The organism is Methanocrinis sp. (assembly GCF_049974945.1).
GTDB lineage: Archaea > Halobacteriota > Methanosarcinia > Methanotrichales > Methanotrichaceae > Methanocrinis.
The window spans coordinates 1-7,133 of record NZ_JBNGCU010000084.1 but is presented as its reverse complement, the minus strand read 5'-3'; the positions used below and the strand labels follow the sequence as shown (position 1 = coordinate 7,133).

General features: G+C 61.2%; 9 protein-coding genes. 3 read left to right on the top strand and 6 right to left on the bottom strand.

Annotated features, from left to right (window positions below; translation table 11 throughout):
- The 5 genes from ACP5EL_RS08255 to ACP5EL_RS08235 form a co-directional block, all read right to left on the bottom strand.
- A partial coding sequence (locus tag ACP5EL_RS08255) for a thymidine phosphorylase (RefSeq protein WP_428402035.1) occupies positions 1-1,045 on the bottom strand: 1,045 nt, incomplete at its 3' end.
- A 98-nt stretch (positions 1,046-1,143) separates the two neighbouring features.
- Positions 1,144-1,920, bottom strand: coding sequence for a hypothetical protein (locus ACP5EL_RS08250; RefSeq protein ID WP_428402034.1), 777 nt, complete (start codon positions 1,918-1,920; stop codon positions 1,144-1,146).
- Positions 1,872-2,813 (bottom strand): nucleotidyltransferase domain-containing protein, encoded by a 942-nt coding sequence (locus ACP5EL_RS08245; RefSeq protein ID WP_428402033.1) that lies wholly within the window; start codon positions 2,811-2,813, stop codon positions 1,872-1,874. The genes ACP5EL_RS08250 and ACP5EL_RS08245 overlap by 49 nt, the downstream gene beginning before the upstream one ends.
- The gene (locus tag ACP5EL_RS08240) at positions 2,810-3,394 is read right to left on the bottom strand and encodes an L-threonylcarbamoyladenylate synthase (protein ID WP_428402032.1); all 585 of its coding nucleotides are present in this window, start codon (positions 3,392-3,394) and stop codon (positions 2,810-2,812) included. The genes ACP5EL_RS08245 and ACP5EL_RS08240 overlap by 4 nt, the downstream gene beginning before the upstream one ends.
- On the bottom strand, positions 3,391-3,876 hold the full coding sequence (locus tag ACP5EL_RS08235; protein WP_428402031.1) for a multiprotein bridging factor aMBF1: 486 nt from the start codon (positions 3,874-3,876) through the stop codon (positions 3,391-3,393). Before ACP5EL_RS08235 ends, ACP5EL_RS08240 begins: the two co-directional genes overlap by 4 nt.
- A 59-nt stretch (positions 3,877-3,935) precedes the next feature.
- On the opposite strand from ACP5EL_RS08235, the gene ACP5EL_RS08230 reads away from it, so the two are divergent.
- The 3 genes from ACP5EL_RS08230 to ribB all read left to right on the top strand — a co-directional run bounded on the left by ACP5EL_RS08230 (position 3,936) and on the right by ribB (position 6,782).
- Positions 3,936-5,156 carry a proteasome-activating nucleotidase gene (locus ACP5EL_RS08230; RefSeq protein WP_428402030.1) on the top strand — a complete coding sequence of 407 codons (1,221 nt, stop codon included), beginning with the start codon at positions 3,936-3,938 and terminating at the stop codon, positions 5,154-5,156.
- A 238-nt stretch (positions 5,157-5,394) separates the two neighbouring features.
- Positions 5,395-5,991: a DUF120 domain-containing protein gene (locus ACP5EL_RS08225; protein ID WP_428402029.1), complete on the top strand. Its 597-nt coding sequence runs from the start codon at positions 5,395-5,397 to the stop codon at positions 5,989-5,991.
- The gene (ribB, locus tag ACP5EL_RS08220) at positions 5,988-6,782 is read left to right on the top strand and encodes a 3,4-dihydroxy-2-butanone-4-phosphate synthase (RefSeq protein ID WP_428402028.1); all 795 of its coding nucleotides are present in this window, start codon (positions 5,988-5,990) and stop codon (positions 6,780-6,782) included. Before ACP5EL_RS08225 ends, ribB begins: the two co-directional genes overlap by 4 nt.
- An 86-nt stretch (positions 6,783-6,868) precedes the next feature.
- On the opposite strand, the gene ACP5EL_RS08215 is transcribed toward ribB, so the two are convergent.
- Positions 6,869-7,051, bottom strand: coding sequence for a CooT family nickel-binding protein (locus tag ACP5EL_RS08215; RefSeq protein WP_428402027.1), 183 nt, complete (start codon positions 7,049-7,051; stop codon positions 6,869-6,871).
- Positions 7,052-7,133 lie beyond the last annotated feature (82 nt).

The following is a 7,133-nucleotide window of genomic DNA, read 5'->3' as shown; positions in this document are numbered from 1 at the left end:
GGCTGTTCGGCCCCTGGCCGCTCTCGAGCATGGTGAGCGCCTCCTTCACCTCCAGGGCCGGGCCAACGGTCCGTCCCACCGGGGAGCCGCCGAAGGTCATTGCACACTCGACCCTGATACCGAGCCGGTCACCCAGGTCGATGAGGTCCTTTGCCATCGATCTTCCGTCATCGATGGTCGGAAGCTTTGTTCCCGGGCCCACCGGCATGTCCATCACCACCGAGTCTGCGCCGACGGCCCCCTTCTTGGCCATGATCGAGGCCAGCATCTGGCTGTAGGGGTCGATGGAGAGGGCGTACTCGGCCCTGATCAGCTTGTCGTCGGCGGGGGCTATGTTCGTCGCCCCGCCCCAGGCGAGGACTCCGCCCACGCTCTCTGCGATCTCCTTGATCTCGTCGGCGGAGAACTCCACGGGAGCGAGGATCTCCATCAGATCTGAGGTCCCCCCGGCGCCGGTGATGGCCCGCGAGCTGGTCTTGGGGATGAGAAGTCCGGCGGCGGCGACGATGGGGACGACCAGCAGCGACACCTTATTTCCGGGAACGCCGCCGATGGAATGCTTGTCCACCACGGGGTGGGTGTCGAAGTGGATCCGCTCCCCGGTATCTATCATCGCTCTCGTCAGCCACTCGGTCTCCTGGGAGTCGAAGTCTCTTATGTAGAGGGTGGTGAGGTAGGCGGAGATCTCGACATCGCTGAGGTTGTTGTCGACGATATCCTGGACGATGGTCCTGATCTGGTCCTCGGTGAGCTTCTCCTGATCCATGATCCTCTTGATGTAGCTGACCGAGAGAGGTTTCGCCGCGGGGGCCACGTCCACCTCCCTCGCCTCTCCGATCTTCTGGTGGGCCTCGGTGAAGATCCCGACCTTACCGGGCTCCACCATCTGGGTGGTGACGTCCAGGATCGCGGTGAAGGAGGCGCCTTTGGCCTTCACCCGCACCCGGTCGCCGGCGTTCATGCCCATCTCTCTCGCGTCGGCCAGGTTCAGCATCACCTTGTACTGTCCTATCTCTATGTCGAAGGGGTTGACCTCGAATAACATGTTGAACCTCTTTATCGCTTCAGAAATCTGCCTTTATCAGCCTTCAAACCCTCATCTTTTGAGTCTCTCGCCTTAACTACTTCTCTCTCCGCCCGGCCTCACCCTCGGCTCCAGCTCCGGGATAGGGCCTTGAGCCGGTCGATCATCTCCGAGACCTTCCTTTTCGCCTCGATGTGGTCGGTGTTGCAGACTATCCTAAACTCGTCCCTCGACTCGATGATCATCACGTCCGCCCCGAAGATCGGCCAGGATAGATCCACCGCAGCGCGGGAGATCTCCTGCCAGGCGATCGGCCTCTCCCGCACGAACTCCCTCGCGATCTTGAGGGCGGATTCGACGCCCGCCCTCATCTCAGCGGAGAGCTCGACCCTCTCCCAGAAGTCGTAGTCGTCCCCGAGATCGGGGTATAACTCTCTTATAGCCGTCTCGAGGTAGAGGTTGTAGGCGACGGTCCTGGTGGGGTCGAAGGGGAGGACGCCGCATCTCGCGATCTTGTCCAGGTTCTCTTTTGCCCTCGGAAAGTAGGCGGGAAATATCTCCTGGTCGGTCCTGAAGATTATCCTCTCTATCCCCAGGTCCACCAGGAGGTTCATCATCTCGAGAGTGATCTTCGCGCAGAACTCGCAAGGAGAGCCTATGTGGCGCTTCATCACCTTCTCCTCGATGAGGACGTGGTAGAACTCGTGGAGGAGGGGGTAGGGCTCGGCCTCCGATACGTAAATTCTATAGCCGCCCCCCTCCCGGACCGTCCTTCCCAGGACGAAGGGCTCCTCGCTGATCTCGACCTCGATCTCGGCCTCGAGCCTCCAGGCCCTCTTCAGCCCCTCTATGATCTTGACGAGCCCCTCTCCAGAAGGGTCAGTGATCGGATCCACTCTCCCTTTGCCTCTCTCGACGTTCCCACCACCAGCCTTCTGCCCTCCTCCGTCTCCTCGACCACGCCGCAGGCCTCGATCCTCTCCCCGGGCAGGGCCTGGCCCGCGTAGGTGTGGGTGTAGCAGAGGATCAGGGAGATCTCGTCGTGGTCGATCTCGAAGACCGCAGGGTTGTCGAAGGCGAACTCGGCGTCGAGGACGCGCCCCTCGATCTTCCGTCGTCCCGCCTTTTTGCCCGGCGGGGGGGGCGGCCCGATCTGGTCCCAGTCCCGGGTGAAGAGGAGGTCGAAGTAGGTTCCGTCCACCAGACCCCGGTTTCCCTTCCTCTGCTCGTGGAGGACGAACTCGTCGCGGCCGATCTCAGGGACCCTCTTTAGATAGATCTTATCCCAGGTGGCCTCGTCCAGTTCCCGGATCCGTCCTCCCTCCCCTTTCGCCCTCGCTATGACGTCCCTCGCCCGCCACCAGTCGCTGCCGTAGACGAGAAAGTCTATGTCCGAGCCGGGTCCATCAAGCCCCACCAGGATTGAGCCGGTGATCCCCATCTTCTCTCGGGTAACCCCGCCGTCTCTCAGGACCGAGACGATCTCTCCGACCCTGCCGTCCCGTCTTGCGACCTTCGGAAGCTCTATCTCCGGCTTATAGAGCCGTAGAACGTCCTCCTCGGGGACGACGTGGACGTCCTGGACGTAATCGGGCTTTTCCCTTCGGAGGAAGGCGTAGGCATCATCGAAGTCGAGCTTTCTGTATCGGACCCCTTCGGCCGTCCTCTCCCCTTCCGGGTCCGGTACGTACCTCAGGATCGATCTGATCCCCTGGGGGTGGTGGTAGTCTACGACGGAGAATATCCAGCCGTCGACGGTCTGGAGAAAATCCCTTATCCTCGCTTTCATCCTAAAAGCTCCTCCACCATCTCCATCCCCGCCCCCTCCCTGATCACCCTTCTTGAAGCAAGATCGACGAGGGTTGAGGGCCGGGCGAGGCGGCATCTTCCCCCGTCCAGGACGAGGTCCACCTTTTCTGCGATCTCCGGGTCCAGCTCCTCGATGCTCGCTGGAGGCGGCAGGCCCGATGGGTTTGCGCTCGTCGAGGTGATGGGGCCCGCCCTCCCGATCAGATCTATCGCCATCGGATGGTCGGGAAACCTGATACCCACCAGGGGCGATCCGGCCGTTACGGAGTCGGGAAGCTGGGGGCTCTTTTCGACCAGGATCGTAATGGGTCCGGGAAGAAGCTTCCGGAGGAGGGCGAGGTCATCTTCGTCGATATTCGCGATCCCGGCCACCATCTCGAAGCTCGCGACAGCCACTGAGAGGGGCATTCTGCGATCCCGGCCCTTGATCTCGAAGACCCTCTCCACCGCCCCGGGGATGGAGATCGAGGCCCCTATGCCGTAGACCGTCTCCGTCGGGTATACTACCGTTCCACCGTCGGCCAGGAGTTTCGCAGCTTCGGAGATTGCCTTTTCCGTCATCTCTTCTTGATGAAGGCGATATCGCCCAGGGTCAGACCCCGTCCGCCTTTGCCCGACTTCCATTCCTGGTCACCCACCTTGTCGGTCAGCTTCACGTTCAGCTCTCGTTCCAGCTTGATCCTCACTGAGTCCTCAGGAACGATATCTTGCCTCTCGATCTTCCTTATCAGGGATGCCTTCTCCTTGATCTTGACTCCAAGCTCCTCGGGGGTCAGGTCCATCCCCTCCCGGGCCTCCTTGACGATTTGGCCGTACTCGGGAACTATCTCTGGCATCTCCCTGAACTCGTCGCGACGGGGCCGGGGCCTGGGCGGCGCTCTGAAGGCCCGCTCCTGGGGAACGACCTTCCTCGCCACAGGTGAAAACTTGTCTGCGACCTCTCCAAACCGGACGCAGCTGTTGCAGACCTGCAGTTCAGATCCGTCGATCACCACTCTTCTTGGCTTGCCGGAGATCTCTGTACCGCATATCTCACACTGCATATTTGCTCATCTCGGAAAAGTTTAATAGCAGTCAACGTTAAATACGCTTTGGAGATCCCATGGACGAATCGCGAGTCGGCGCCGATTTTTCGCGCTACCTGATGGACCGGATGCGACAGCTTGAGGAGAGAAACCTCGCTCTTCGAGAGCAGAAGGACCGGGTGGAGGGCGAAAAGCGGATCATGGAGAACCAGAAGCTCAAGTTCGAGCGCGAGGTCAGAAAGCTGCGAAGCGAGCTTGAGCGTCTGAGGACCGGCCCTCTGATCGTGGGCACGATCCTGGACGTTCTGGATGACAACAGGGTGGTGGTCAAGAGCAGCACAGGACCCCGGTTTGTGGTCAACGTTTCTCAGTTCATCGAGGGAGACCTCGGCCCCGGAACCCGGGTCGCCCTCAACCAGCAGTCCTTCTCCGTCATGTTCGCTCTCCCCTCTTCTCATGATCCAGCGGTCTTCGGCATGGAGGTCGAGGACGCCCCAGATGTCAACTTCGACCAGATAGGGGGGCTAGTAGACCAGATCTCGGAGATCAGGGAGATCGTGGAGCTGCCCCTGAGGAGGCCAGACCTCTTCGCCACGGTGGGGATAGAGCCGCCGAAGGGAGTCCTCCTCTACGGCCCCCCTGGAACCGGAAAGACCCTTCTCGCGAAGGCCGTCGCCCGCAGCACCGAGGCCACATTCCTGCGAGTGGTGGGAAGCGAGCTCGTTCAGAAGTACATCGGCGAGGGGGCGAGGATGGTGAGGGAGCTCTTCGAGCTCGCCCAGGACAAGGCTCCCGCCATAATATTCGTCGACGAGCTGGACGCCATCGGATCGAGGAGGATGGACGGGGCGACGAGCGGCGACCGCGAGGTTCAGAGGACCCTGATGCAGCTATTGGCGGAGATGGACGGCTTTGACCCCCGGGGGGAGGTGAAGCTGATCGCCGCCACCAACAGGCTCGATATGCTCGACCCCGCCCTCCTCCGGCCAGGGCGGTTCGACCGTCTGATCTACGTCCCCCTGCCGAACAAGGAGAGCAGACATTCGATTCTGGCGATCCATACGGCCTGCATGAACCTCCACCCCGACGTGGACCTGAAGAGGATCGCAGACGGAGCCGAGGGCGCCAGCGGCGCAGACATGAAGGCCCTGGCGACGGAGGCGGGGATGTTCGCGATCCGGGAGGAGAGGGACGTCGTCTGCCACCGGGACTTCGAGATGGCCCGATCCAAGATCTTCGACACCCGCTCCGAGAGCTCCAAGGAGGTCTCAGAGGTGGCCTTCGGCCAGTACGCCTGAAGAGAGGATCGAGACTTACCATTTTTCAATCGGAGGGGCAGAACGTATGGCCGCCCCGCCCCATTGCTGAAGTGGGCTTCAGAGGGTCGATCCGCCTTCCGGTGACGACATCGGAGGCAGAAACCTCTGCGGCGATAATCGTTATATATTATCATACCATATTTGGCAGGCATCTCAAATTTGATGGGGTGGGTAAATCGAGGTCGAAACTCTGAAGAGACTCGCCCTTCTCGGGGCGATGAAGAATGACCTGACTTTGTCGTCCTCGACCCTCGCCTTGGAGATGGGGTCGAGTCCCCAGACGGCATGGCGGAGGCTCTTGGCCCAGGAGGGGGAAGGCTACATATCGAGGGTCGTCACCAACGAGGGGCAGAGGGTGAGGATAACAGAGAGGGGGGCTCTGAGGCTGAAGGCCGAGTACGAGGACTATCAGAGGATCTTCGAAGGGCTGCAGGAGGTCAGGATCAGGGGCAGGGTCGTCAGCGGCCTCGGAGAGGGCGAGTACTACATCTCCCGAGAGGGGTACAGACGGCAGTTCTCCGAGAAGATCGGCTTTGATCCCTCTCCAGGCACCCTGAACCTGAAGCTCGATGAGCCCTTCGGCCTCGACGAATCCGATCCCAAATCAATCAGGATCGAGGGCTTTGAAGACGAGGGGAGAACCTTCGGGGCGTGCAGGTGCCGCCCCGTCGGGATCGAGGGCATAAAGGGGGCCATCGTGCGGCCCGACCGGACGAGCTACCCGGCGAGCCTTCTGGAGCTGATCGCCCCGGTCAACCTGCGAAAGGCCCTGGGCCTCGCGGACGGGGATGAGGTGGAGTTGGTCTTAAGATGAAGAGAGGGGATGGCAGAAGAGCGGATGAGATAGAGGAGAGTGGGGCGACGAGGGCTTTGGCTGCGGCGGAGGCCCTGAAGAGGGGCGAGGTGATCCTGCTCTACGACTTCGACGACCGGGAGGGAGAGACGGATCTTGTTGTAGCCGCGGAGTTTGTGACCCCCGAGATCGTATGGCAGCTTCGGCGTGACGCGGGGGGCCTGGTCTGCGTCGCCATCGATCCCATCGCCACCTCAAACCTGGGGCTTCCCTACATCGCCGACGTTTTGAAGTTCGCAGCGGGCTTCGCGAAGGGCGAAGAGGGCGATAACGGCGGAAAAGACGGAACGAAGGCCGAGGGCTTCGGGGCGATAGAGTCCCTATACGAGCGAGAGGGCGACATACCCTACGACTCCAAATCCACCTTCTCCCTCTGGGTCAACCATCGCGAGACCTTCACTGGGATCACAGACAACGACCGGGCCCTAACGATAAAGAGGATTGCAGAGATCACAAGAGCTGCCGCCTGCGGCGGCTCCGTCGACTTCGGCAGAGAGTTCAGGTCCCCCGGCCACGTCCCCCTTCTGAGGGCCGCCCCCGCCCTTCTCGATGAGAGGAGGGGCCAGACGGAGCTCTCCATCTTCCTGGCCAGGGCCGCGGAGATCGCCCCCGCCGTCGTCGTCTGCGAGATGCTGGACGGAAAGACGGGGCTCGCCCTCTCGAAGGAGGAGGCCACGGCCTACGCCCGGGAGCGGGACCTCGCCTTCGTCGAGGGGGAGGACGTGCTGGAGCTCTCTGAGATGAGGAGGTAAACCGTCGGCTCTCCCCCGTCATCGATCATCAAAATGTCGAAGGCGGACCGATCCAAAATAGAAAACCAAGCAGCGCCATCTGTCGCCTAAACCGGCTCCAGGAAGGCCTTCTGATTGGTGATGTTCACCTCGACGATCCGGCCTTTGGCCTCCTTCGTCCTCCCCAGGATATCCTCCATCTGGACCGTCTCCCCTTTGGTCACCAGGACGACCACCCCTTCCATCAAGCACTCCTTCTCGCCCTTCATGTAAACGGATAGCTCGCACATAATCGTTCCCTCGAAAAATTCCGTTTGTTTCGAAAATTTAAGTAGCAGGCGGACCCGGTGGGATTCGAACCCACGACCCCCG

What these genes read in the sequence shown, in the direction of transcription:
- ACP5EL_RS08245 (WP_428402033.1), bottom strand. Translation starts at nt 2,813, where the DNA reads ATGAAAGCGAGGATAAGGGATTTTCTCCAGACCGTCGACGGCTGGATA.
- ACP5EL_RS08240 (WP_428402032.1), bottom strand. Translation starts at nt 3,394, where the DNA reads ATGACGGAAAAGGCAATCTCCGAAGCTGCGAAACTCCTGGCCGACGGT.
- ACP5EL_RS08235 (WP_428402031.1), bottom strand. Translation starts at nt 3,876, where the DNA reads ATGCAGTGTGAGATATGCGGTACAGAGATCTCCGGCAAGCCAAGAAGA.
- ACP5EL_RS08230 (WP_428402030.1), top strand. Translation starts at nt 3,936, where the DNA reads ATGGACGAATCGCGAGTCGGCGCCGATTTTTCGCGCTACCTGATGGAC.
- ACP5EL_RS08225 (WP_428402029.1), top strand. Translation starts at nt 5,395, where the DNA reads ATGAAGAATGACCTGACTTTGTCGTCCTCGACCCTCGCCTTGGAGATG.
- ribB (WP_428402028.1), top strand. Translation starts at nt 5,988, where the DNA reads ATGAAGAGAGGGGATGGCAGAAGAGCGGATGAGATAGAGGAGAGTGGG.
- ACP5EL_RS08215 (WP_428402027.1), bottom strand. Translation starts at nt 7,051, where the DNA reads ATGTGCGAGCTATCCGTTTACATGAAGGGCGAGAAGGAGTGCTTGATG.